The sequence below is a fragment of the Saccharopolyspora phatthalungensis genome, from assembly GCF_014203395.1.
Taxonomy (GTDB): domain Bacteria; phylum Actinomycetota; class Actinomycetes; order Mycobacteriales; family Pseudonocardiaceae; genus Saccharopolyspora; species Saccharopolyspora phatthalungensis.
Map to the genome: position 1 here is coordinate 1 of NZ_JACHIW010000003.1, position 22189 is coordinate 22189.

21 protein-coding genes are annotated in these 22189 nt (G+C 70.0%); 14 read left to right on the plus strand and 7 right to left on the minus strand.

From position 1 onward, the window contains the following. The 3 genes from BJ970_RS35330 to BJ970_RS35340 all read left to right on the plus strand — a co-directional run. Positions 1-618 (plus strand): dipeptidase (locus BJ970_RS35330; RefSeq protein ID WP_184732656.1); only part of this gene is annotated, 618 nt, incomplete at its 5' end. Between the two features lie 206 nt (positions 619-824). Then, positions 825-1715 (plus strand): oxygenase MpaB family protein, encoded by an 891-nt coding sequence (locus tag BJ970_RS35335; protein WP_184732658.1) that lies wholly within the window; start codon positions 825-827, stop codon positions 1713-1715. After that, complete coding sequence (locus tag BJ970_RS35340) at positions 1712-2323, plus strand: TetR/AcrR family transcriptional regulator (RefSeq protein ID WP_184732660.1); 612 nt, start codon at positions 1712-1714, stop codon at positions 2321-2323. Before BJ970_RS35335 ends, BJ970_RS35340 begins: the two co-directional genes overlap by 4 nt. Before the next feature lie 99 nt (positions 2324-2422). Here the strand turns inward: BJ970_RS35340 and BJ970_RS35345 are convergent, their stop codons facing one another. Continuing rightward, on the minus strand, positions 2423-3061 hold the full coding sequence (locus BJ970_RS35345; protein ID WP_376775187.1) for a TetR/AcrR family transcriptional regulator: 639 nt from the start codon (positions 3059-3061) through the stop codon (positions 2423-2425). Continuing rightward, the gene (locus BJ970_RS35350; RefSeq protein WP_221468579.1) at positions 3061-3582 is read right to left on the minus strand and encodes an AMP-binding protein; all 522 of its coding nucleotides are present in this window, start codon (positions 3580-3582) and stop codon (positions 3061-3063) included. The genes BJ970_RS35345 and BJ970_RS35350 overlap by 1 nt, the downstream gene beginning before the upstream one ends. A 348-nt stretch (positions 3583-3930) precedes the next feature. On the opposite strand from BJ970_RS35350, the gene hpnC reads away from it, so the two are divergent. From hpnC to BJ970_RS35380, 8 genes are read left to right on the plus strand one after another with little or no spacing between them, the layout of a single operon-like run. Next, complete coding sequence (gene hpnC / locus BJ970_RS35355; RefSeq protein WP_184732664.1) at positions 3931-4839, plus strand: squalene synthase HpnC; 909 nt, start codon at positions 3931-3933, stop codon at positions 4837-4839. Next, complete coding sequence (gene hpnD, locus BJ970_RS37445) at positions 4836-5699, plus strand: presqualene diphosphate synthase HpnD (protein ID WP_312864639.1); 864 nt, start codon at positions 4836-4838, stop codon at positions 5697-5699. Before hpnC ends, hpnD begins: the two co-directional genes overlap by 4 nt. After that, positions 5696-7057 (plus strand): hydroxysqualene dehydroxylase HpnE, encoded by a 1362-nt coding sequence (gene hpnE, locus BJ970_RS37450; RefSeq protein ID WP_312864640.1) that lies wholly within the window; start codon positions 5696-5698, stop codon positions 7055-7057. The genes hpnD and hpnE overlap by 4 nt, the downstream gene beginning before the upstream one ends. Further along, the gene (locus BJ970_RS37455; protein WP_221468581.1) at positions 7054-8064 is read left to right on the plus strand and encodes a polyprenyl synthetase family protein; all 1011 of its coding nucleotides are present in this window, start codon (positions 7054-7056) and stop codon (positions 8062-8064) included. The genes hpnE and BJ970_RS37455 overlap by 4 nt, the downstream gene beginning before the upstream one ends. Then, positions 8061-9968 (plus strand): squalene--hopene cyclase, encoded by a 1908-nt coding sequence (shc, locus tag BJ970_RS35365; protein WP_376775188.1) that lies wholly within the window; start codon positions 8061-8063, stop codon positions 9966-9968. The genes BJ970_RS37455 and shc overlap by 4 nt, the downstream gene beginning before the upstream one ends. Before the next feature lies 1 nt (position 9969). After that, complete coding sequence (locus tag BJ970_RS35370; protein WP_184732671.1) at positions 9970-10578, plus strand: phosphorylase family protein; 609 nt, start codon at positions 9970-9972, stop codon at positions 10576-10578. Then, a complete protein-coding gene (gene hpnH / locus BJ970_RS35375) occupies positions 10578-11579 on the plus strand; it encodes an adenosyl-hopene transferase HpnH (protein ID WP_184732673.1) in 1002 nt (333 codons plus the stop codon). The genes BJ970_RS35370 and hpnH overlap by 1 nt, the downstream gene beginning before the upstream one ends. Before the next feature lie 24 nt (positions 11580-11603). Continuing rightward, positions 11604-12320, plus strand: coding sequence for a VC0807 family protein (locus tag BJ970_RS35380; protein ID WP_246472187.1), 717 nt, complete (start codon positions 11604-11606; stop codon positions 12318-12320). 12 nt (positions 12321-12332) lie between these two features. Here BJ970_RS35380 and BJ970_RS35385 read toward each other — a convergent pair whose 3' ends face one another. From BJ970_RS35385 to BJ970_RS35400, 4 genes are all read right to left on the minus strand, one after another. Further along, positions 12333-13046: an SDR family NAD(P)-dependent oxidoreductase gene (locus BJ970_RS35385; protein ID WP_312864641.1), complete on the minus strand. Its 714-nt coding sequence runs from the start codon at positions 13044-13046 to the stop codon at positions 12333-12335. A 20-nt stretch (positions 13047-13066) separates the two neighbouring features. Then, positions 13067-13993 carry a DMT family transporter gene (locus tag BJ970_RS35390; RefSeq protein WP_312864642.1) on the minus strand — a complete coding sequence of 309 codons (927 nt, stop codon included), beginning with the start codon at positions 13991-13993 and terminating at the stop codon, positions 13067-13069. Beyond that, entirely contained in the window at positions 13990-16368 is a 2379-nt protein-coding gene (locus BJ970_RS35395; RefSeq protein WP_184732677.1) for a wax ester/triacylglycerol synthase domain-containing protein, read from the minus strand. The genes BJ970_RS35390 and BJ970_RS35395 overlap by 4 nt, the downstream gene beginning before the upstream one ends. Before the next feature lie 160 nt (positions 16369-16528). Further along, entirely contained in the window at positions 16529-17158 is a 630-nt protein-coding gene (locus BJ970_RS35400; RefSeq protein WP_184732679.1) for a carbonic anhydrase, read from the minus strand. Positions 17159-17435: 277 nt separating this feature from the next. On the opposite strand from BJ970_RS35400, the gene BJ970_RS35405 reads away from it, so the two are divergent. The 3 genes from BJ970_RS35405 (at position 17436) to BJ970_RS35415 (ending at position 20503) form a co-directional block, all read left to right on the plus strand. Next, positions 17436-17984 carry a Chromate resistance protein ChrB gene (locus tag BJ970_RS35405; protein WP_312864643.1) on the plus strand — a complete coding sequence of 183 codons (549 nt, stop codon included), beginning with the start codon at positions 17436-17438 and terminating at the stop codon, positions 17982-17984. 37 nt (positions 17985-18021) lie between these two features. Further along, a complete protein-coding gene (locus BJ970_RS35410) occupies positions 18022-19197 on the plus strand; it encodes an MFS transporter (protein ID WP_184732681.1) in 1176 nt (391 codons plus the stop codon). A gap of 508 nt (positions 19198-19705) precedes the next feature. Next, positions 19706-20503, plus strand: a complete 798-nt coding sequence (locus BJ970_RS35415; protein ID WP_184732683.1) for an SAM-dependent methyltransferase — start codon at positions 19706-19708, stop codon at positions 20501-20503. A gap of 62 nt (positions 20504-20565) precedes the next feature. On the opposite strand, the gene BJ970_RS35420 is transcribed toward BJ970_RS35415, so the two are convergent. Beyond that, on the minus strand, positions 20566-22107 hold the full coding sequence (locus BJ970_RS35420) for an LCP family protein (protein ID WP_184732685.1): 1542 nt from the start codon (positions 22105-22107) through the stop codon (positions 20566-20568). Between the last annotated feature and the right edge of the window lie 82 nt (positions 22108-22189).

Below are 22189 nucleotides of genomic sequence, written 5' to 3' on the forward strand. Positions count from 1 at the left end.
CCCGAGACCATGCGGGACGCGCTGCGGGCCAGCCGCGCACCGGTGATCTTCTCGCATTCCTCCTCTCGGGCCGTCTGCGACCATCCGCGCAACATCCCCGACGACGTGCTGGCCGCGCTGCCCGCCAATGGTGGTGTGGCGATGGCGACCTTCGTGCCGAAGTTCGTACTGCCCGCGGCGATCGAATGGAGCAAGCGAGCCGAGGCCGTGCTCGGCGAGCAGGGCTTTCACCCGCTGGAGACGACGCCCGAGGCGTTGGCGGCGCTGCGCGCTCACGAGGCGGCCAATCCGCGACCGGTGGCCACCGTCGCGACCGTCGCCGATCACCTCGACCACATGCGCGAGGTGGCGGGCATCGATCACATCGGCATCGGCGGCGACTACGACGGCACCGCCTACACCCCGGCAGGGCTGGAAGACGTCGCCGGATACCCGAACCTGATCGCGGAACTGCTGACCCGGGGCTGGTCGGCGGCCGACCTCGCCAAACTCACCTGGCACAACGCCGTGCGCGTGCTCCGCGACGCGCAAAGCGTGGCCCTCGACCTCCAACGCACGGAACGGCCCTCGATCGCGACCATCGATGAACTGGACGGTCCTGAGGCGACCAAGCGCTGATCGCTGAGACATCAGTAGCCGAGGCCGTTCGGGCCGAGGCGATCGTCGGGGCACCGGAGCGGTACTTTCGGTCGATTTTGGCGACGCGAGCAGCGCCGCAGCGCCTCCTTGCCCCGGTCGGGCGAACACTGAGACGGCCGTTGACGATTTGTCTCGCAGCTCGCTACGGTCGCGGCAAACACGGGCCCGAGACGAGGTGCTGCGCAATGAAGCGTTTCGACCGGCTGGAGCAGATTCTCGCGCTCGACCCCGACCGCGACTGCGAGCAGATCTACCGGCTGCTCGCCGAGTACGAATTCCCCTGGGACATCACCAAAGCGCTGGAGTTCGCGCTGTTCCGCACCTACGCGGTGCCCAGCATCGGCCGATTGCTGGACCGCACCGGCGAATTCACCAGGAGCACGCAGCGGCGCTACGACGACACCGTGCTGATCCTGTTCGAGATCTTCCACTGGGGCACCGGGAGCGACCGTGGGCGGCAGGCGCTGGAACAGCTCAACGCCATCCACGGCCGTTTCAAAATCAGCAACGAGGACTACGTCTACACCCTGTCGACGCTCGTGGTCACGCCGGTGCGCTGGATCGAGCAGTTCGGCTGGCGGCGGCTGCATCCCCGCGAGGTCCGCGCACTGACCAACACCATGCGGCTGCTCGGCGAGGGCATGAAGCTGACCGGAATCCCGGAGACCTACGCGGAGTTCGAGCGGCTGCTCGACGATTACGAGCGCGAGCACTTCGGCTTCGACGCCGGTGGCCGTCGGGTCGCCGACGCCACGCTCCACCTGTTCGGGACCTGGTACCCGCGGTTGCTGTCGCCGGGGGTGGTGCGGGCGGCGCGGTTCCTGATGGAGCCGCACCTGCTGACCGCTTTCGGCTTCCCGCGGGTCTCGTCGTTTGGCCGCCGGACCGCCGAACTGGCGTTGAAGGTCCGCGCCGGGCTGGTGCGAATGGGCCCACCACGGCCGGATTCCCGCCCGGTGGAGCCGGACCCGCTGTCCTATCCGGGCGGGTACGAGATCGCCGATCTCGGCCCGGAGTCGTTCCACCGGTACCAGGCCAAGCGCCGGGACGAGCAGGCTTGTCCGGTGGCCACATGACCTCGGGCACGCTGGAAGACGCCTTGCGCCGGCCGTTCGCCGAGCCGGGCGGTGACCGGGTGCTGGACGCGGCGCGGGCGGCGATCGAGGAAGTCGGGATCCGGCGGACCACGATGCATGACATCGCCCGCCGAGCCGGGCTCGGGCGCGCGACGGTGTACCGGCGCTATCCGGACCGGGACGCGGTGGTGGCGGCCGTTCTGCTGCGCGAGGTCCGCGACTTCCTCGCCTGGCTGGACGGGCGGATCGATCACATCGAAGACCCCGCCGAACAGACCGTCGAGTGCTTCGTCGCGGTGGTCACCGGTCTGCGTGGGCATTTCCTGCTGAACCGGCTGCTGACGCTCGAACCGGCTGCGGCGCTGCCGGGGTTGACTGCCGACGCCGGTCCGGTGCTGGCGGTCGCGCGCGGTTACCTCGCCGAGAAGCTGCGTCGGCATCAGGCGGCCGGTCGGCTGCGCCGCTTCGATCCGGAGCCCGCCGCGGAGGTCTTCGTGCGGCTGGCCCACTCGATGCTGCTCACCCCGTCCGGCTGCATCCCCGAGAACGACGATGCGCAGTCCCGCGCCTTCGCCCGCGCCCACCTGGTTCCGGTCATCACGGGCTAGAGCAGCTTGATGTCGTCGATGAGCCAGCGGCCCTCGACGCGCACCAGGGGCATCTGCATGCGGTTGCGGTCGATGCGTGGCTGCGGACTGTTGAGGTCCTCAGGTCGCCTGGTCGAGGGGAGCCTGGTCGCGCACCGCGGGGTACACGGTTTGCAGCAGATGCAGGGCCGATTGCGTCAGCAGGATGTGCAGATCGCCACGGCTGAGGGTGCCGCGGACGAGCCATTCGCGGGAGGCGGCCTTGAGCATGGTGCCGTAGGCGCGGATCATCGCCCGCAGCTGCTCGCGGCCCTCGACGACATCGGTCATCATCGCCGCCTCCAGCACCAGGTCCGCGGCCATCTCGTCGGACTCCAGCAGGACCCGGTCGAGGTCCTCGTCGCGGCCGATGCCTTCGTCGATCGCGGACAGCCACATCTCCCGATCGCGGTCGACCACGTCGATCCAGCGGTCCACGACGATCGCGATCCGCTCCCGCGGGGTGGTGCGCGGCAGGTCTTCGCTGACCGAGCCGGGCGTCACCAGCATCTCCCGGACGATTTCCAGGTACAGCTGGCGCTTGCCGCCGAAGTAGTGGTTGATCAGCGGCCGGGTCACTCCCGCGGCCCTGGCGATGTCCGATGTGGACACCGACGAGTAACTGCCCCGGGCGAACAGCCGACGTGCGACTGCCAGGATCTGGGTCCGCCGCTGATCCGGTTCCAGTCGCTGCCGCCTGGCGCCGGTGCTCATGGTCATCACTGTTGCCGGTCGATTGCCACCCCGTCAACGAGTAGCCTGCGAACCGCTCGAATCGAGCACCCCGAAACCGAGCGACGACGCTGCTCTGAACGAGTCGTCTTTGTTGACCGCGGGAAAACGACTTCCAGCATGACCGACTGGTGGATTACGTTGCGGTGTGAGAGCACGACGCCCTTCGGAGCGCCGGCCGTGCCGGAGGTGTAGACAGCGCACAGGGCCTGGTCTGGGGTTGCGGCATCGGTGAGCTTCTCTGACGAACCGGGGTTCGCCGGACGGGATAATCGCCGGTTCAACACCACCACGGTGCGCAGGTCTGGCAGATCGTCGATGACCGGGCGCCACCGGTCCCACTGCTCGGTGCCTTCCAGCGCCACCACCGATGCCGCGCTGTGCCGCGTGATGTACCGGATCTGCTCGGTGCTCAACGTGTCGTAGAGCGTGCACGGGAGCGCGCCGAGGTGGGCGGCCCCGAGTTCGCAGACCCAGTTCCCGGGGCGTTTGGATATCGCGATCAACATCCGCTCGCCCCCGGTCGAGCCCGAGCGCGTCGAGGCCATGGGCGACGGCGGCGACCTCGCGGCGTGGCCCGGCCCAGCCGAGGGGGTCGCATCGGGGCCGATCCCGCTGGTAAGCGCGGATCACCGCCTTATCGTCAACTAAGGTCCCGTCAAGGTCCACTGTGGTCGGTTCAGATCGATCCGGCGTCTTTCCGGCGACCGCGTTGTCCAATATGGAAGACGGTGGCCGAACGATCGAACACCGGCTCGAATCACGGGAAACGCGGTGCCGCGTTGCTCACCCTGCGGTGCCGCAAAGGTGCTCATACGATGCCGGTTGCGCCTCCTGGTCGGCGGATAGGAGGATCCATGGGGTTGTCGCTGCCTGATAGCGCGTTGTCCGGCGGGGATTCCGGACACTCGGACGATGTGCCACGTTCGGGTGATTTTCCGCGCAGTGCGGCGGTGCTCGCCCGGATGCGATCGGAGAATTTTCCCGTCGCCGCGCGGATCCTGCCGCACGGGCTGCGGCGCCACCTGCAGGCGCTGTACGGCTACTTCCGCCTGGTCGACTACGCCGGGGACGAGGCACCCGGGAACCGAGGTGCGCTGCTCGACTTCCTGGAGATCGACCTCAAACGCGTCTACCAGGGAACTGCCCGCATTCCCATGCTGCGTGCGTTGACACCCACGGTTGCCGAGTGTGCCATCCCCTTCGACGTTCTGGTCAAGTTGATCGACGCCAACCGGCAGGACCAGCGGGTGCGGCGTTACCGTAGCTTTCCCGACCTGCTCGACTACTGCGCCCTGTCGGCCAATCCGGTGGGGGAAGCGGTGCTGTACGTCTTCGGCCGGGCCGAGCCGCCGCTGATCGCGTTGTCGGACCACGTCTGCAGCGCGCTGCAGGTCTTGGAACACTGCCAGGACGTCGCCGAGGATTTCCAGCAGGGCCGGGTGTACCTGCCGACCGACGACATGCGGCGGTTCGGCTGCCAGGAGCCGGATCTGACCGGCGAACGCGCCTCGACGAGGCTGCGCGGCCTGGTGAAGTACGAAGTGGACCGCGCACGCCGGATGCTCGACGCGGGCGCGCCGCTGGTCGGCCAGCTCTCCGGGATGGCCCGGGTCGCGGTCGCCGGCTACGTCGCGGGCGGGCGCGCCACCGCCGCCGCGTTCGCCGCGGCGAAGCACGATCCGCTGCGGGTCGACGTGCGGCCGGGCCGGCGACGCACCTTCGCCGAATGGGGGCGGTTGTACGTGTTGGGAGGCACCTGGTGACCGAATGGGCCCGGATCCGGGACGCCTACGCCGAGTGCGAGCGAATCACCCGGGCACAGGCGCGCAACTTCTCCTACGGGATCCGGTTGCTGCCCGGTCCGAAGCGCCGCGCGCTCTCGGCGGTCTACGCCTTCGCCCGGCGCGTCGACGACATCGGCGACGGCGCCCTGTCTCGGGAGGAGAAGCTGCAGAGGCTCAAGCAGGCCCGCGAGGCGATCCACGCGGTCAGCGTCGGTTCCGCCGACCCGGTGCTGGTAGCGCTCGGCGACTCCGCCGCGCGCCTGCCGCTGCCGCTGGAGGCGTTCGACGAGCTCATCGACGGTTGCGAGGCCGATGTCCGCGGCGTGCGTTACGGCACCTTCGACGAGTTGCTGCACTACTGCCGGTGCGTGGCTGGCTCGATTGGGCGGCTGTCACTCGGCGTGTTCGGCCCCATCGATCTCGCCACGGCCGAGCGACGCGCGGACGCGCTTGGTATCGCGCTGCAACTGACCAACATCCTGCGCGACGTCCGAGAGGACCACTTGGCCGGACGCGTCTACCTGCCGGTGGAGGACCTGGAGCGGTTCGGCGTCCGGCTGGAGCCGGGCAACCGCTACGTCGAGGACCCGGTGCGCTGGGACCAGCTGATCCGCTTCCAAGCCGTCCGCGCCGAGCAGTGGTACGACGAAGGGCTGCGGCTGCTGCCCATGCTCGATCGGCGCAGCCGAGCGTGCTGCGCGTCAATGGCCGGGATTTACCACGAACTGCTGGCCCGCATCGCCGCCGACCCGCGGGCCGCGTTGCAGCAGCGGACCGTGCTGTCCGGCTGGCGGAAGGCGGGCGTCGCGGCGCGGTCGCTGGCGGGGATGGCGCCGTGAGCCGCGGGCGGGTGGTGGTGGTCGGTGGCGGGCTGGCCGGGGTGACGGCCTCGCTGCGCTGCGCCGAACTGGGTTTCGAGGTCAAGCTGCTGGAAAGCCGGCCGCGGCTGGGCGGAGCGACGTATTCCTTCGCGCGCGGCGAACTCGTGGTCGACACCGGACAGCACGTGTTCCTGCGCTGCTACACCGCCTATATCGGACTGTTGCAGCGGCTCGGGGTGGCCGATTCGATCAGCATGCAACCCCGTTTCCGCGTTCCGGTGCTCAGCCCCGATGGCCGCTCATCGGTGTTGCGGCGGTGGAATCTCCCGGCACCGGCACACCTGACCCCCGCCCTGCTGGGGTACCGGATGTTGACGATGTCCGAACGCGCCAGGGTGGCGCGGACCGCGCTGGCGCTTCGGCGCCTCGACCCGGCCGACCCTGCGCTCGACGACATCAGTCTCGGGCAGTGGCTCATGCAGCGCGGCGAGTCTCCGCGCGCCGTCGACGCGTTGTGGGGCCTGTTGGCGGTGGCGGCGCTCAACGCCGAGCCGGAAAACTCCTCGATGGCGTTGGCGACCAAGGTGTTCCGAACCGGCGTACTGGATGCCGCAGACACCGCCGACATCGCGATTCCGCAGCTGCCATTGGGGCAACTGCACGGTGAGGCCGCCCAGCGCGCGTTGCTGTCGGTCGGCGTCGACGTCCGGTTGCGCTGCAAAGCCCAGCTGATCCGTCGCTCGGACACGGGTTTTCAGATTCCCGTGCGGGAGAACAGCGGGGAGGCGATGATCGCCGCGGACTCGGTGGTCGTAGCGGTGCCACATCGCGCGGCGGCGGCGCTCCTGGCAGAACTACCGGTGCCGGGGGCGGCGGCGTGGGAGCGGCTGTCGGCGGCACCGATCGTCAACGTGCACGTGTGCTACGACCGCCGGGTGACCGGTTGGGAGATGGCCGCTGTGTTGGACTCGCCGGTGCAGTGGGTTTTCGACCGGACGGCCATCTCGGGCGCTCCCCGCGGGCAATACTTGGCCATCTCGCTGTCGGCCGCGCAAGAACACATCGACGCGCGCACTGATGATCTGCGGGAGCTCTTCTTGCCGGCGCTGCAGCAGGTCTTCCCGCGCGCCCGCGACGCGCGGGTGCTCGACTTCTTCGTCACCCGCGAACCGAACGCCACCTTCCGGCAGGCACCCGGCACCGCCGCGATCCGGCCGCCGGCCCGCACCGCGGTGCCCGGCCTGGTGCTGGCCGGGGCGTGGACCGGCACCGGGTGGCCCGACACGACGGAGGGAGCGGTATTGAGCGGCACCCGCGCTGCCGAGGTAGTGGACCTGGACCAGCGATCGCAACATGGCGTGGAGGTGACCGCATGACGACCGTCCTGCCACCCGCCCTGCTCACAGCGCGGGAGACCGTGGATCCGGTACTGCGCACGGCAGTGGACCGACTCGACCCGGACACGCGCCGCGTATGCGAATACCACTTCGGCTGGAGCAACGCCGACGGCTCCCCGGACGGCGGTGGCGGCAAGGCCCTGCGACCGGCGATGGTGCTGCTGTCCGCACGCAGCGTCGAGCCCGTGGCGATGGGGGACGCGGTCGTGGCGGCGGCAGCGGTGGAACTGGTGCACAACTTCTCCCTGCTGCACGACGACGTTATGGACGGCGATACCTCCCGCCGCCACCGGCCGACCGCGTGGACCGTCTTCGGGCGGCCGGCGGCGTTGCTGGCCGGAGACGCGCTGCTGACGTTGTCCACCGACGTCCTGCTGGAGTCGACATCGAGCCATTCGGCGCAAGCGGCCCGGTCGCTGTCCACCGCGACCCGCACCCTGATCGCCGGTCAGGCCGCCGATCTGGACTTCGAGCGCCGCTCGACGGTGGGGCTCGACGAATGCCTGCGGATGGCGCACGACAAGACCGCCGCACTGCTCGCCTGCGCGTCCTCAATCGGCGCGCTTTACGTTGGCGCGCAGCAGGAAACCGTGATCCGGCTGCACGCCTTCGGCACCGAGGTGGGGATGGCCTTCCAACTCGTCGACGACCTGCTCGGCCTGTGGGGCGATCCCGGGATCACCGGCAAGCCGGTGCTGTCCGACCTGCGCGCCCGCAAGAAGTCGGTGCCGGTAGTGCACGCGTTGAGCTCCGGGACCGCTGCCGGCGACCGGCTGCACCAGCTGTATGCGCAGGCCGAACCGCTCAGCGAGGACCAGCTGCACGAGGCCGCCGAAATGGTGCAGCGGGCCGGTTCGGCCGACTGGACCCGCCAGGAGTGCGAACGGAGGCTGGCCGCCGCCCACGAGTACCTGCCCGGCGGCCCGCACGGGGCGTCCGAATCCCTGACCGAGCTCGCCGAGTTCATCGTACGGAGGAAGCTTTGACCGATCAGTTGCAGCAGCCCGTCGGCGCGATCGCCGTTGCCGAAGCGCGGACCGCGCTGGACGCCGCCCGCGATTACCTGCTTTCCCTCCAGCACCCCGACGGCTGGTGGAAGGGGGAGTTGGAGACCAACGTGACGATGGACGTCGAGGACCTGCTGCTGCGCCAGTTCCTCGGCATCCGCACGGCCGCCGAGACCGAGCAGGCGGCCCGCTGGATCCGCTCGCAGCAACGCCGAGACGGTACCTGGGCGAACTTCTACGGCGGCCCCGGCGACCTGTCGACCACGGTCGAGGCATACACCGCACTCAAGCTCGCTGGCGACGACATCGACGCCGAGCACATGGTCGTGGCGCGGGACTGGATCCTTGCCCAGGGCGGGTTGGAAGCCACCCGGGTGTTCACCCGGATCTGGTTGGCGCTGTTCGGCGAATGGTCCTGGGACGAACTGCCTGCCATGCCACCGGAACTCGTGCTGGCGCCCAAGTGGTTCCCGCTGAACGTCTCGGACTGGGGATGCTGGGCGCGCCAGACGGTGGTGCCGCTGACCGTGGTGTGCACGTTGCGGCCGCGTCGGGACCTCGGCATCAGCGTGCGCGAACTGCGCACCGGACGGTCCGGCGATCCCATTCGTCCACAGTGGTCATGGGAATTCGCCTTCCATTCGTTGGACCGGGTTCTACGCCGGTACCAACAACGTCCACTTAAGACGATTCGTAGGCACGCCATGCTGCGCGCGGCGGAGTGGATCGTGGCCCGGCAGGAGGCCGACGGATCCTGGGGCGGCATCCAGCCGCCCTGGGTGTACTCGCTGCTGGCGCTGAACCTGCTCGGCTACCCGCTGGACCATCCGGTGCTGCGGCATGGACTGGCCGGGTTGGAGGGTTTCCTGGTCCGCGAGCAGACCCCGGCCGGTCCGGTGCGGCGGCTGGAGGCATGCCAGTCGCCGGTATGGGACACCGTGCTCGCCATGCAGGCGCTAAGCGACGCCGGGGCGCCCGCCGACCACCCGTCGCTGCGCCGGGCGACCAACTACCTGCTGGCCGAGGAGATCCAGGTCAAGGGCGACTGGTCGGTGCGCCGCCCGCACCTGCCGGCCGGTGGCGGCTGGGCATTCGAATTCGACAACGACGGTTACCCGGACATCGACGACACCGCCGAAGTCCTGCTCGCGTTGAACCGTGTGGACCACTCGGATCCGGCGGCGGTGCGTAGTGCGATCGAACGTGGCATCCGCTGGTTGCGCGGCATGCAGTCGAAGGATGGCGGCTGGGGCGCCTTCGACGCGGACAACACCCGCTCGTTGGTGCGCAAACTGCCGTTCTGCGACTTCGGCGAGGTGATCGACCCGCCGTCGGCCGACGTAACGGCGCATGTGGTCGAGGCGCTAGCGGCGCTGGGGCACGACGACCGCGTCGTGCGGCGGGGCGTGCAGTGGCTACTGGACAACCAGGAGAAGGACGGCTCCTGGTTCGGGCGTTGGGGCGCGAACCACGTATACGGCACCGGCGCCGTGGTCCCTGCCTTGGTCCGGGCGGGCTTCAAACCCGGTCACCGAGCACTGCGGCGGGCGGTGAAGTGGCTGGAAAGCCACCAGAACGCCGACGGCGGCTGGGGCGAGGACCTGCGCTCCTACGACGACCCGGCGTGGATCGGCAGGGGCGATTCCACGGCGTCGCAGACCGGGTGGGCGCTGCTTGCCCTGCTCGCGGTGGACCGGCACGGGACCGAAGCGGTGCGTCGCGGGGTGCAGTACCTGGCCCGCACCCAGCGCGCGGACGGCGGCTGGGACGAGCCGCAGTTCACCGGCACCGGGTTCCCCGGCGACTTCTACATCAACTACCACCTGTACCGGGTGATCTTCCCGCTCACCGCGTTGGGGAGGTACCACCGTGCGGCGGGGTGAGATGCCCACTCGGCTCCTGGTCTGCGCGCCTCTGGGCCTCGAAGCCCGAGCGCTGCGGGCGGCCGTGGGCCGCAAGTGCGTGCGCCGCACGGGCTTCGGCCCGCGCCGCAGCGCCCGCAGTGCTGCTGCGTTCATTGATGCGGACTTCGATGTGCTGGTCGTCGCCGGGTTCGCCGGCGGCGTCAGCGCCGACGTCCGCAGCGGCGACGTGATCGTGGCCGCCGAGCTTCGCGGACAGCGCGGCATCGTGTGCTGCCCGTGGGCGCCGTCGCTGGCCTCGGAACTGCGTTGCGCGGGCTTGCCGGTGCGTTGCGGGTCCATCGTCACTACCGACCACGTTGTGCACGGTGCCCAGCGCGCCGAGTTGGCCCGGACCGGGGCCCTCGCCGCCGACATGGAGTCGGCCGTGCTCGCCCAAGCCGCTCGGGGACGCCCGTTCGGCGTCGTGCGGGTGGTGGTCGACACCGACCGGCAACCGCTGCTCCGGCCGGGCACGCCGAGCCGGGCATTGGCCGCGCGCGCCCGGCTGCACGCCGTCGGTTCATGCCTGCCCCGGTGGGGCCGCACCGTCCTGCCGGAGATCCGATCCGCACCCGAGGAGGTGTCCTGATGGGCATTCCGGTACGCCAAGCGATCCGCATCGGCGCCTACCTACTGAAGCAGAAGCTCGCCCGCCGCGACAAGTTCGCCCTGACACTAGAGCTGGAACCGCTGTTCGCGTGCAATCTGGCTTGTGCGGGTTGCGGCAAGATCCAGCACCCGGCGAGCGTGCTCAAGCAGCGGATGCCGGTCGAGCAGGCCGTCGCCGCCGTCGAGGAGTGCGGGGCCCCGGTGGTGTCCATCGCCGGTGGTGAACCGCTGATGCACCCCGAGATCGAGGTCATCGTCGAAGAGCTGATCAAGCGCAAGAAATTCGTCTACCTGTGCACCAACGCCTTGCTGCTGCCGCGCAAGATCGACAAGTTCCGGCCATCGCCGTACTTCAATTGGGCCGTACACATCGACGGGCTGGAAGAACGGCACGACGCGTCGGTGTGCAAGCAGGGCGTGTTCGCCCAGGCGGTGGACAACATCAAGGAGGTCCAGCGGCGCGGGTTCCGGGTCACCACCAACTCCACCTTCTTCACCTCAGACACCCCGCAGTCGGTGATCGAGGTGCTGGAGTACCTCAATAACGACCTCGCGGTCGACCAGATGATGCTGTCGCCGGCCTACGCCTACGACAAGGCCCCCGACCAGGATCATTTCCTCGGCGTGACCGAGACGCGCGAGCTGTTCCGGAAGGTCTTCGCCGACGGGCGGCGCAAGAAGTGGCGGTTCAACCACTCTCCGCTGTTCCTGGACTTCCTGGAGGGCAAGGTCGACTTCCGGTGCACGGCCTGGGCGATCCCGTCGTACTCGCTGTACGGCTGGCAGCGGCCGTGTTACCTGATGAACGACGGCTACGCGAAGAGCTACCAAGAACTGCTGACCGACACCGACTGGTCGGCCTACGGGCGTGGGCGAGATCCGCGCTGCGCGAACTGCATGGCACACTGCGGCTACGAGCCGACCGCCGTGTTGGCCACCCTGGGCTCGTTGCGCGAGTCGATCCGCGCGCTGCGCGGGTAGGCCGATGTGCGGGGAGCGGGTACCTTGACGCAGGATGTCCCCGACTTACGGGCGAGGCAGCAGCCCGACCGCGAGGAACCAATGCACAACCACCACCGCACCGTTCATCTGCACGGACTCCCGGCCCACCTGTGGCACGCCGCCAAGAACCTGACAGAGACGGTGCTGGCGCCGCTGCTGCTGTTTTACCTGCTGTTCAAGCTGACCGGCTTCACCGGCGGCCTGCTGGCGGCGCTGGGTTGGGTGGCGGCCTCGATCGCGTTCCGGTTGGTGGTGCGCGCGAAGATCCCGATGGTGCTGTGGCTGACCGCGCTGGTCCTGGTGGCCCGTACGCTGCTGGGCTTCGCCACCGGGTCGACGTTCGTGTACTTCCTGGAGCCGAGCCTGCAGAACTTCCTGATCGCGGCGGTCCTGCTGGTCACGCTGCCGTTCGAGCGGACGTTTCTGGCCAAACTGGCCAACGACTTCTGCTTGCTCCCGGTTGAGCTGACCGGAAATGCGCGGATCCAGCGGTTCTTCCGGCGGGTGTCGCTGCTGTGGGCGCTGGTGTTCATCGTCAACGGGCTGACGACGCTGTGGGCGTTGGCGCAGGCCACTCTCGGAAGCTTCCTGGTGGTCAGCACCGCCGGTTCGTTCTCACTGGTGGTCGTCGCGGCGGTCGCTTCACTGCTGTGGTTCCGCCGTGAGCTGCGCGGCGAGGGCATCCGGGTGCGCTTCGGCAAGCCCGCAGCCGCGGCGTGAAGCCGCGCGCTGTCAGCGGAAGCGGCGGGCGAGGCGATGGAATGTCTTCGGCATCGCACCCTGCAGCCGCGCGGGCACGATGAGCCACTTCGGGACGAACACCTCCGCCGCGCCCCGCTCGACGGCGCGCACCAGTGCCCGGGCCACTTCTTGCGCGCTGACCATCCGTGGGACGCGGCGCTCGTAGTGGCGACCGTCGAAGAACGGCGTCCGCACCGCGCCGGGGAACACTGTGGTCACGCCGATGCCGTCCTGATAGCGCAGGCTGGCCGCGAAGGCCCGCAGGCCGGCCTTGGTCGCCGAATACACCTCTTCGCCAGCTACGCCGACAACGGCGACCGAGGCGACGAACACGACGTGCCCGCGGCGTCGTCGCAGCTCGGGCAGCACAGCGCGGGTCAGCAGCATCGGTGCTGTCAGGTTCACCGCCGTGAGTTGCGCGATCCGCTCCGCTGGCATTGCGGTCAGCTCGCCTGCCCAGCCCAGTCCCGCGCTGTGCACCAGCAGGTCGGCGGCTCCGGCGGCTCCGGCTACCCGGTCGAGCCCGGCCGGATCGGTGAGGTCGGCGTGCACCGGTTCGCCGCCCGTGCGCTCGGCGACCTCGGCCAGTCGGTGCTCGTCACGACCGACCAGCAGGACCCGGCACCCCCGGGCGTTCAGCTCGGTCGCGGTGGCCGCGCCGATCCCCGAGGACGCGCCGGTGACCAGCGCCGTGCGCCCGCGCACGGCAAAACCTTCACGCTCGGTCAGCCCCACGTCGTATCCCACGAGTCGCCGTCGCGGTCGGGCTGCTCCGCGGCCCGTCGCAACTGCTCGCCCCGGCGGGTCAGCACCAAGATGGCGCCGATGATCACCACAACGGCGATCAGCTCACCGGCGAGGATCGAGGGGGTGGACTCGATGCGCTCGCCGAGCCAGCTCACCCCGATCGCGGCCGCCACCAGCGGATCCACCGTGGTGATCACCGCCAGCGCCGGCGATATCAGCTTGCCCCGCTGGAGCGTCTGCTGGCTGAGCAGGAACCCCATCGGTCCGATCACGCACACCGCGTAGAGCGACCAGTGCTGGAACGGCTCGGCCAGGCCGCCGCTGCGGAAGTGCCCGGCCACCACCTTGATCAAGCTGGCCGTCACCCCGTACAACACGCCGGTGGCCACCGCCAAGCCGATCACCCCGACCTCGCCGGGCAACAACCGGGCCGCCACCAGCGACACCACGACCAGCAGCCCGAGCGCAAGCGCCAACGGCAGGATCGATGCCCCGGTGAACTCGCTGCCCTGCCCGGACGGCCGCCCCAGCACCAGAAACGCGGACAACCCGCCCATGCAGGCCAGCGCGCCCAGCCCCAGCACCAGGTCCATCTTGCGATGCCCCAGCCACGCGGCGAACGCGGCGCCGAAAAGCACCGAGGTGACCAACAACGGCTGCACCAGCACCAGTGGGCCGAAGGCCAGCGCCACCACCTGCAACGACAACCCGATGATCACGGTGAGGATGCTGAGCACCCAGATCGGCTTGCGGACCAGAGCGAACAGCATGCGGGGGCTGAGCGTGCGCACCTCGGGCACTTGCTTGGTGACGCGGTGCTGGATGGCGCTGGCCAGCCCGAAGCTCGCCGCGCCGACGATCGCCGTTGGAACGGCGATGACGAGCTCGGTGCTTTGCGTGTTCACCGCCGGACTCCGCTCAGGTCGGCGAAGGCGTCGCGGAGGTGCGCGGCCAGCGTGACGGCGTCCGGGGCCAGCCCGGTGTCGGTGGTGATACCGAACCCGATCCAATCGCCCCAGCCGATCGCCCCCACGGCCACCCCCACGCCGTCGGCCAGGGACAGCACCGGCAGGACACTCGCGATGCACGCCTGGCCCAGGTAGGCCGGGCGGCGTTGTCCTGGTAGCACGGACACGACGGCGTTGAAGAAACGACGCTGGTAGAGCTGCCGCACCAACCAAGCGTGCAACGGGGCGGGCAGGAGGCCAAGGGTCGCGAGCACCGCACCGGTAGCGGCTGGCTGACCGGTGCGGTCCGGCTCGGCGAGTCGGGCGGCGACCTCGGCGATGCGTCGATCCGGCGGCATGGGCCCGACCGGGAGGTCGATCGACAGCGACTGGGTGTGGTTGCCAGGCGCGTCGGTGCCGATGCCGCCGCGTGAGGTGCGGGCGGTGCGCGGCACCATGATCCGGAACCGCTGGCCGGGTGCGGTGTCGCCGAGCGTGCGCTGCAGTGTCTCGGCGACCACGCCGATCACGAATGCGGAGGTGGTCACCTGGTGCGCGCGTGCGCAGGCGCGCACCTCGGCCGCTGGCAGCGCTACGTGGGCGAAGGACCGGTTCGGCGTGCTTCGGCCCGCCCAACGGCTGGCCGGCGTCGGCCCCGCGCGGGCTAGGCTCACCAGGCCGCGCAGGACCTTCCCGGCGCGGCGGTGCCACGGTGGACCGCCGCCGCGGCTCGGCGAGGTTGTCGGCGGCGGGTGCTCGCAAAGCAGCCGCAGCAGAGTGCTGGTCACGGCGACGCCGTCGCCGAGCGCGTGGTGCATCTTCGCCAGCAGCGAGGCCCGCCCGGTGTCGATGTCGTTGAGCAGCAGCAGTTCCCACGGCGGCCGATCGGTGCGCACCGGAGTACTGAAGAACTCGCGGATGATCGGGTCGGCGCGGTGCCCGTCACGCAGCTCGCAACACCGCAGGTGATCGCCGACGTCGATCTCTCCGTCGTGAATCCACTGTGGTCTACGACCGCGGCGCAGCGCCAGACGCCGGGTGAGCAAAGGCAATTCCGCCGCGCCCTGGTGGATTCGCCGGGAGATGCGTTCGCACCAGTCATGCGTGGACTGTCGCGAGCCTTCCAGCGACAGGATCGCGCCGGTCTGTTGCGAGACGGCGGGAGTCGTGGCGTACACGAAGAAGGCGTCTTGCGGTCGCAGCGGGCGACGGCCGTGGTGGCGAGGCAGCCGGGCCAGCGCGGCCACCTGCTCGGCGAAGTCGGCGGCCAGGCTGTGCTTGAGCGCTTGGTGTTCCCGCTGCGCGAGCTCGTGCGGCTCGGTGGCCCACCGGCGCAGCGTCTCGGTCAGATCGCGCTCCCGACGGCACAGCTCGGCCAGCCCGGCCTCGGCCATCAGCTCGGCGTTCGCGCGCCCGTGCCCGGCGATCGGCTCGAACATCAGCACCGCCCGCCCGCAGGCAAGTGCCTCCAGGGCCGTGGCCCCACCGGCATTGGTCACCACGACGTCCGAGCTCGCCACCAGGCCGGGCATGTCATCCACCCAACCCAGCGGGACGATCCGGTCGTCCGAGCGGTCGGCGAAGCGGTGGCGCAACGCGGCATTCCGGCCGCAGACGACGACAATGCGATCGACGCCGTCGGCGCGCAGCGCGGCATCCACCGCGCGCTCAACGGAGCCGAACCCGAACGAGCCGCACGAGATCAGCACCGTGAAACCGGCTTCCGGCAACCCGAACGACCGTCGCAGCGGGGCCCGGTCGGCAGGCTGGAACGCCGAGACCACCGGAGGCACGCAGACCGCGCCCACGGCGTCAGGCTCGGCGCGCCGCATCGCCCGCAGGCTGGCTTCGCTCATCACGTAGTGCAGGTCGATCTCCGGGTAGACCCAGAACGGATGCGGCGAGAAGTCCGAAACGACCGCGGCCACCGGCACGTTCAGCCCGCCCCGGCGGCGCAGCCAGTCGAGGCCGGCGGTGCCCAGCGGGTAGGTCGAGACGATCAGGTCGGGGTCCTGCTCGGCGATGGCCCGGTGCAGCAGCCGCCCGCTCCAGGCGCCGACGAACCGGCGGGAGGCGTTGGCGAACCAGCGGTAGCGCCACAGCGAGTCGTAGAAGAAGTCGTAGAGCCACGGCGTGGATTCGACGTTGGTGACGTAGATCCAGTTGAACGTCGCGGGCACCCATCGGCCCATCCTGCGCAGGGCGTCCAGCCAGGCCACCTCGCATCCGGGCCACACCCGCCGGGCCGCCTCCTCGACGGCGCGGGCGGTCGCATTGTGCCCCTCGCCGATGGTGGCGCTGATCAGTAGGACTCGACGCGGCTGGACAGTCACGCGGCTGGATCCTTTCGCCCGACCCGTGCCTTCGCAGGCTAACGTGATCGACCGAGTTCGGCTGACCGGAGCGAGCCGCCCCGAGCATTGTCGCAGCGACCGGCGTTGTCCGAAGTGGACGTGGCCGGTGTGACCACAGTGGATCCCCGGGCTTGGTGGGTCAGTCCGTGGGCGACAGCGGACCGTGGCTGCCGACGAGCCGGACGGTGCCCTCGGCGAGGCGGTAGGAGAGTCCGGCCACCGCGCAGCGGCCCGCGGCCACCTCGTTGGCCAGCAGGGTCGACCGCTCCAGCATCAGGTCACCGGTGCGCTGAATGTGCACGTCCACGATTTCGTCGACCTCGGTGGTGCCGTCGGCGCGGGCGGACAAGACGCTCGGCGTCACCCGCTCCACGATGTCCCGGATGTAACCAGGCGGTGCGGTGCCTTCGACGCAGGCGGCCCGCGCGGCGGTGACCGCGCCGCAGGAGTCGTGCCCGAGCACCACAACCAGGGGGGCGCCGAGGACGCTGACGCCGTACTCGATGCTGCCAAGCACCTCGGAGCCGATGACGTGCCCCGCCGTGCGGACCACGAACAGGTCGCCGAGGCCCTGGTCAAAGATGATCTCGGCGGCCAGCCGGGAGTCGGAGCAGCCGAAAAGGACCGCGAAGGGCCGCTGGCCCGGTGCCAGGGCGGCGCGGTGGTCGGCGTCCTGGTTCGGGTGCAGTCGCGTGTTCTCCACGAACCGCCGGTTGCCTTCCAGTAACAGTTCGTAGGCCTGGGCGGGCGAAGACGGCGGGTTGGACATGCGAACGACGCTACCGCACGCGGGTTCGAATGAAGCCGTCCATTGTTGTCCATATGGGGGATGTCACTCCGGTGTCCCGCCGGCGTCCGAACAACCCCGGCGTACCGGTCAAAACCCGCCAGCGGGTTTGACCGTAAACGCCCTTTTGGGAGCCGAATGCCTTCATGGCGACGACCCGGTAGACCAGGGCCCGGCCACCGGCGGTGTTGTGGATCGTGCACGTCGAAGTGGGTGCCGCAGGCAAAGGCATGATGTAACGCGTGATACATTCGGCCGCGTGACAGTGGAACAGCCGATGCGGTGGTTGGTCCTCGTGGTGCGGCTGCCGGCGCAGCCCTCGCGGCACCGGGTGGCGGTGTGGCGGGAGCTGCGTCGGGTCGGGGCGCTCTCGCTGGGTCAGGGCACCTGGGCGCTGCCGGACGTGCCCGGTGTGGCCGCCGGGGTGGCGCGGGCGATCGAGCTCGCCGAGCGGGGCTCAGGTGAGGTCGTCGTGCTGGCGGCAACCGGGCGCAAGGAACCCGATGCGGCGCGGCTGACGGCGATGTTCACCGCCGAGCGGCAGGAGGAGTGGGCGGAGTTCCTCGCCGACTGCGGCAAGTTCGACGCCGAGATCGACAAGGAACTGCGCAACAACAAGCTGACCATGGCCGAGCTGGAAGAGGAAGAGCAGAGCTTGGAGCGGCTGCGTCGCTGGTACCGCGACCTCAAGGCGCGCGACGTGTTCGGCGCCCCGGCGGCCACCGAGGCGCAGCAGCAACTGCAGCACTGCGCCGACCGGCTGGCCGACTACACGGAGCAGGTTTTCCAGGCATTGCACCAGATGTGATCGGACGTACCACAGTGGACGATGAGGTGATGTCCGGATGTCGGACACCGAACCGGTGACCGGTCGGCGTGCCGGGCAGATTTTCCCGCTTTACGCGGCGGGATTCGTCACCGCCTTCGGCGCGCACAGCATCGCCGCCGGGCTGGGCGCCTACACCGGCTTCGCCTCGCTGCTCACGTTGGGTCTGCTGCTTGCCGTCTACGACGGCGCCGAGATCGTCCTCAAGCCGGTTTTCGGCGCGGTCGCCGACCGGATCGGGCCGCGACCGGTGCTTTTCGGTGGGCTGCTCGGGTTCGCGGCGGCCTCGGCCGGATTCGTGCTCGCCGGTGACCCGGCGGCGGTAGGGCTGGCCCGCTTCGGGCAGGGTGCCGCGGCCGCCGCTTTCTCCCCGGCCGCCGGCGCGCTGGTCGCCCGGCTGGCGCCGGATTCGCGACACGGCCGTGCGTTCGGCGGCTACGGAGCGTGGAAGGGCCTCGGTTACACGCTCGGCCCCGTGCTGGGCGGGGTCCTGATCACCATCGGCGGGTTCGACCTGCTCTTCGGCACGCTCGCCGGGCTTGCGGTCGCGGTGCTCGCCTGGGCGGCCCTGTTCGTCCCGAAGGTGCCGCCGCTACCGCGGGCCCGTCAGACCCTGCTGGACCTGACCCGCCGCCTCACCGCCCCCGGGTTCCTGCGGCCGACCGCGGCGTTGGCGGGCGCGACCGCCGCATTGGCGGTGGGTGTCGGGTTCCTGCCGGTGGCCGGCGCGGCCAATGGGCTGGGCCCGCTGCTCACGGGCGCGGCGGTATCGGTGCTGGCCGCGACCGCCGCACTGATGCAGCCGTGGGTCGGACGGCTGCGCGATGCGGGGCGGCTGCCCGATGTTCCCGGCATGGCAGGCGGTCTCGCGGCGGCTGTGGCCGGACTGCTCGTGGCGGCGCTGGTGCCCGGGATTCTCGGGATCCTCGTGGGCGCGGTCGCCATCGGTTTCGGTACCGGGGTGGTCACGCCATTGGGCTTCGCGCACCTGGCAGCGTCGACGCCGCGGGAACGCCTCGGCCAGACGATGGGTTCGGCGGAGGTCGGGCGCGAGCTGGGCGATGCGGGCGGTCCGTTGCTGGTCGGCGCGCTCGCCGCCGCGGCTACCCTGGGCCTGGGACTGGCCGGTCTGGCGCTCGTCCTGTTCGCGCTGGTCGTGGTGATCGGACGCGAACCGAAATCGCCGGATTCCTGATCCCGGCGTCCGGCCGGGTTGCCCAGGCGCGCCGGGTTTTTGACCTCGCAACCAGCGTCGCCGCGGCGTATTCTCATCGGGCGGTGCTGCGGTCCAGGCCTCAGCGCCACGCAACACCCGAAAGATGCTGGGGCCGTTGACCATTCGGCCACAGCGTCACGGGGATGCACGCCTGGTGCCCGGTGCAGTCTGGACGGGCATATTCCTAGCGGACATCCGGCAACCGGAGCGGCACCGCCGCCGTGCCTGGCGCGGGCGCCCACCCGGCTGGCGGTTCTGGCCGCTAGGGGTAACCACCAGCCGTGCCGGCCGGTGGTGAGACGGGCGAGGGGGCCGCCTCACCACCGGCTTTTTCGTGCGCTGGTTGCAGATCCAGGCCGAACCGATCGAGTGAATTTCGGCGGGACTGGGTCGGCGAAAAAGCGACCCAGCGAACGGATTCCGCCGCCCCGCGCGGTGGATGTGCGAGGATGCGGCGCACCCGTCGACGCCGAGCGCGAGGTCACCAATGCCTGACCAGTCCGATTGGACACCGGACCACATCGACATCGAGTTGCCGAGCGCGGCACGCATCTACGACTGGTTGCTAGGCGGTGGGCACAACTTCGCCGTCGACCGGGCGGTCGCCAAGAAGGTGCTAGAGGTGCAGCCGAACGGACTGCGAATCGCCCGCTCGAACCGCGCTTTCCTGGATCGCGCGGTTCGTTACCTGGTTTCGCAGGGCATCACGCAGTTCCTGGACCTCGGCTCGGGCATTCCCACGGCGGGGAATGTGCACGAGGTGGCGCAGCGCGCCAATCCGGAGTGCCGCGTGGTTTACGTCGACTACGATCCGGTCGCGGTGGCGCACAGTCGGCTGATGCTGGGCGACAACGACCGCGCGGCCGTAGTCGACGCCGACATCTGCGAGCCGCGGAAGGTGTTCCGAGCGCCCGAAACCCGACGGCTGCTCGATCTGGACCGGCCGGTCGCGCTGCTGACCGTCGCGGTCTTCCACTTCGTCGCCGACCAGCGGCGGCCGAAGGAGGTCCTGGCCGAATACGTGGCCCGATTGCCGGCCGGCCGCTACGTCGCGCTGTCGCACCTGACCGCCGATCAGATGCCCACCGAGATGTCGGGCGTGGTGACGGCGATGCAAGACAGCCGCGATCCGATGTACTTCCGCAGCTACGCGGAGATCTTGGACATGTTCACCGGGCTCGAACTGGTGCCGCCCGGCCTCGTCGACGCTCCTAGCTGGCACCGGGAGGTCGGCGATGACGACGACCAGAAGGGCATCTACGCCGGAGTGGCCCGCAAGAACTAGCCCCGCGGAACGGCGCAGCCGCTGCCGTCGGCCGAAATTCGTTGTGGTTGCGGCAGCCCAGGTCAGTTGACGCATGGGATGCCGTTGGCGGTGATCGCCTCCGGACTGTTCCCGGTCGCCTGCCGGTTCGGATCGTCGAGTCGAATGCCGCCTGGTGGCGCGAAACGCGGTGCGGTGGGCCCGCGGTAGTCGCTTCCGATGATGACCTGGATCCGACCGTCGGGAATCGACTCATCGGTTTCGGTAGGCAGATCGCCGAGCAGCGCCGCGACCCGATTGGCCGCGGCGGCGCTGTCCGCGCCGTGGCGCACGACGGACTCGGACCGCGCGGGCGCATTGCCGACTCGCCCGACCGGCAGGCCGCGGTTGGCGAGTTCGGTTCGCACCCGCTGGGCCAATCCCGCGGCGCGCGTCGCGTTCAGCACGTCCACGGTTGCCACGGCATCGGATTGGGCGGCATCCGGTTGGGCGGCGGCGGAATCCGGGATTTCGCTGGTCTCGCTGCTCCCGGTGGCCGGCGGTTCGATCGTGTGGCTGATCGCGTCCTTCACCTTGCGCGGGTCGACCAGGATGGCCTCCCCGTCGTCCGGGGTGTCGTAGGAGGCGTTCTCGATGGGGATGGTGGTGAACCGGACCGCGCCACCGGCCAGCCCGCGCAGCCGGTCGGCGAACGCGAGCACGTCCCAATCGCGGTCGAGCACCACGGACTCCTGCACCGATCCGATTAGATCGCGCATCCGGGCGGGGTTGGCCAGCACGCCCCCGGAGACCACCGATTGCGTGAGCCCGGCGAGGAAGGCCTGCTGGCGCACCACGCGGTCCAGGTCGCCGCGCGGCAGCCCGTGCCGCTGGCGCACGAATGCGAGCGCGTTCGCGCCGGAGATGGTCTGCGGCCCGGCGGGGAAGTTCGCCCCCGAGTAGGCGTCCCGCGCGGACGCGAGCAGGCACACCGGGACGCCGCCGACCGCCTGCGTGATGCGGGCGAAGCCGAGCAGGTTGACCTCCGCGTAGTGGTCGATCGACACGCCGGTCAGCTGTTCGATGGTGCGCACCAGCAGCTTGCGTCCGGCATCGCCGCCCAGCCGCGCCAGCTCCGCGGGGTCGGTGACGCCGCGCTTGGTCTGCGCCGCGATGGCGGCTTCCTTGCCCCTGCCGTAGGCGGAATTGATCTTGTGCCGGCCGTAGCCGGGGATCTGCACGTAGGCGTCGCGGGGGAAGGAAAAGCCGACCGCGCTGGACCCGTCGGTGGGGATGTGCAGCAGGATGATCGTGTCGGTCAGCGATGCTTCGTTGTCGCCAGCGTGCAAGTCCCGGAGCACGTTCGCCGGTAGCGGATTGCCGTGCGCGTCGGTCCGGCTGTCCATGCCGACCAGCAGGATGTCGGTCGCCCCGTCGGCGCCGGCCCCGTCGGTGACGTCGCTGGTCGCCAGGCCGCCGAGCAGGTGCCGGTAGTTGGACCACCCATATCCGGTCACCACCAGGATCAGCGCGGACAGCATCATGGCCACGACGCGGGCGCCCAGGCGGGCGTTGTCCGCCGACCGGCGACGGCGCGGCGGAGCGGGTCGGCGGTCGGCCCCTATGGAGTTGCGGTGCGGTGGCACGGTACCTCCGGCGGGTGCGTCCGAGGCGCTATTCGAATGTGGGTGACCTCTTCAGGATCCCATTGACAAGGGTATCCGGCAG